Origin of the sequence: Actinophytocola sp. (assembly GCF_036002505.1) — a bacterium.
Lineage (GTDB): Bacteria > Actinomycetota > Actinomycetes > Mycobacteriales > Pseudonocardiaceae > DASYTH01.
In genome coordinates this window covers 1-2,413 of record NZ_DASYTH010000016.1, presented here as the reverse complement: position 1 = coordinate 2,413, position 2,413 = coordinate 1, and the positions used below count along the sequence as shown (strand labels likewise).

At 68.5% G+C, this 2,413-nt stretch carries 3 protein-coding genes; 2 read left to right on the top strand and 1 reads right to left on the bottom strand.

Going from position 1 to position 2,413, the window contains the following annotated elements; translation table 11 throughout:
* Together VGR06_RS00645 and VGR06_RS00640 are read left to right on the top strand one after the other, a co-directional pair.
* The coding region (locus VGR06_RS00645; RefSeq protein ID WP_327556923.1) for a GrpB family protein at window positions 1-250 on the top strand (250 nt) is incomplete at its 5' end.
* A 262-nt stretch (window positions 251-512) separates the two neighbouring features.
* Window positions 513-1,751 carry an IS110 family transposase gene (locus tag VGR06_RS00640; RefSeq protein ID WP_327556924.1) on the top strand — a complete coding sequence of 413 codons (1,239 nt, stop codon included), beginning with the start codon at window positions 513-515 and terminating at the stop codon, window positions 1,749-1,751.
* Between the two features lie 120 nt (window positions 1,752-1,871).
* On the opposite strand, the gene VGR06_RS00635 is transcribed toward VGR06_RS00640, so the two are convergent.
* Window positions 1,872-2,240: a DUF4352 domain-containing protein gene (locus VGR06_RS00635; RefSeq protein ID WP_327556922.1), complete on the bottom strand. Its 369-nt coding sequence runs from the start codon at window positions 2,238-2,240 to the stop codon at window positions 1,872-1,874.
* Window positions 2,241-2,413: the final 173 nt, after the last annotated feature.

Genomic DNA, 2,413 nt, shown 5'->3' with positions numbered 1-2,413 from the left:
TGTCGACGGCTGCCTGTCGCTGCGCAACCACCTCGCCGTCAGGGACATTCTGCGCTCGGACCCGGTCCTCCGAGCGGAGTACGCCGCCGTGAAGCGACGGGTCGGCGCGGCGGCCGGGGACATCGACCAGTACGGCCGCGGCACGAACGCGATCGTCCAGCGGATCCTGGCCGCCGCGGAACTAACCGAAGACGAGCGGGCATTCATCGACGCCATCCAGGTCCCGTTGCGCGACGAAGTGCCCCGGTAGCATCCGCCGCCTGCGTTGACCGGATCTAATGGTTTGTGCCGTGTCTGTTTGGCAGGCTCGGTTCCGGTGGCGGCCAGCGGGTCAGCACTTCCCGGATTGGCCCTTGAGGTCTTGCGGCAGACCGTGGGCCCGCTGGTCGTGAGGAGGCGAGACCGCTGCTGGGATGACGTGGCCCGCCTGTGTGCGTGAGCACTCGACCGTTAGATCGCTGGCTGTCTCCTCCACGCTGCCGATGTGTGCAGGCCGATTGTTCGGAGGCGCGATGCTGTTCGTGGGAGATGACTGGGCCGAGGATCATCACGACGTCGAGATTGTCGACGACACCGGCGGGGTGCTGGCACGTCGACGGCTGTCCAACGGGCTGGACGGGATCACCGTGCTGCACGCACTGATCGGCGAGCATTTGCCCGAAGGGTGGGCCGATTGGGAGCCGGCACAGGTGGCGGGCCTGGTGAAGGTCGGCATCGAGACCGACCGCGGACCGTGGGTGGCCGCGCTGGTGGCCACCGGCTATGAGGTGTTCGCGATCAACCCGATGTCGGTGGCCCGCTACCGGGAACGGCACTCGACCTCGGGCGCGAAGTCCGATAGCGCGGATGCGCACCTGCTGGCCGAGATCGTGCGGCTCGACCGCGGGCACCACCGGCCGCTGGCCGGTGACAGCGACCAGGGTGAGGCGATCAAGCTCACCGCCCGCACTCACCAGAGCCTGATCTGGGACCGCACCCGCCACGTCCTGCGGCTGCGGTCGGCGCTGCGGGAGTTCTTCCCCGCTGCGCTGCAGGCGTTTCCCGACCTCGACGCCCCGGACGCGCTCGAGCTGCTGCACCGGGCGCCCGACCCCGAACAGGCGGCACAGCTGAGCAAGTCGACGATCAGCGCCGCGCTGCGGCGGGCCAACCGCCGCGACATCGACGACAAGGCCACCGCACTGCAGGCGGTGCTGCGCGCCGAACCGCTACGCCAGTCGACGGTGATCCAGGCCGCCTACGCCGCCATCGTGACCAGCGAGGTCGCCGTCATCGAGACCCTCAACACCCAGATTGACCAGCTCGGCCAGGTGGTGAGCGCGCATTTTGGCCGCCACCGGGACGCTGAGATCTACGCCAGCCAACCCGGGCTCGGCACGATCCTCGCGGCCCGGGTCCTCGGCGAGTTCGGCGACGACCCGCACCGCTACCTCGACGCCAAGGCACGCAAATGCTACGCCGGCACCGCACCCATCACCCGCGCCTCAGGTAAGAAGAAGATCGTGCTCGCCCGCTACGCCCGCAACCGACGCCTGGGCGACGCGCTGCAGCAATGGGCGTTCTGCTCAATGCGCGGCTCCCCCGGAGCCAAGACCTACTACCAACACCGACGCAACCGTCAGATCGGCCACCAAGCGGCGCTGCGCCAACTCGCCAACCGACTCGTCGGCATCCTGCACGGCTGCCTCAAAACCGGCACCACCTACGACGAACACACACCCTGGGCCCACCACACCAAAGCCGCCGCTTGACACCTAACAACCTGGGATGTCTGCCGCGATGAGCGCGGAGGCGGAATGTGCCGCGCATGCCATGCGGCTCCGCGTGGCGGACAACCTCGACTTAGCCGCCATGACCAGCGAAGCTCGAGCTCAGTACTTCCATTCCGCGAGCTGGTGCTCGTCGATGATGTCGCGCAGCACGAGCCGGCCGTGCCGGGCCGGCACATCAAACACCAGCCAGCCGGCCGCCCGCTGGCCCTTGTCCAGCAAATAGTCCAGGGGTGGGTCGAAGGCGCGCAGGAGGCTGACCACGTCGCCGGCGTAGCGATGGCCGCCGACTAGCGCAGATATCTCGGCGGCCGAGATCGTGTCCTGCTCGTCGGCGAGGGCGCGGACCCGCACATAGGCGCCCATGAACAGGCCGTGCTCTGGCTGCTCGAACTCATCACCGGTGGAGAACTTCACCTTGGTGACGGTGACCTCGAATTGGGCATCACCGAATTCGTCGGAGACGGTCACTCGGTCGCCAATCCTGCCGGCGGCAACCGTGGGCTCGGTTGTAGTGGGTTCGGTCGTTGTAGGCCCGGTCGGCAGGGGCTGGGTGGTCGGCGGGGCGGTCACCTGTGAGAACTGGTCGGCCCCAGCCGCCGCGGCAGGGGTGGCGGCGTGCCAACCGGCCGGCTCCTGCCGCT

What these genes read in the sequence shown, in the direction of transcription:
- VGR06_RS00640 (WP_327556924.1), top strand. Translation starts at nt 513, where the DNA reads ATGCTGTTCGTGGGAGATGACTGGGCCGAGGATCATCACGACGTCGAG.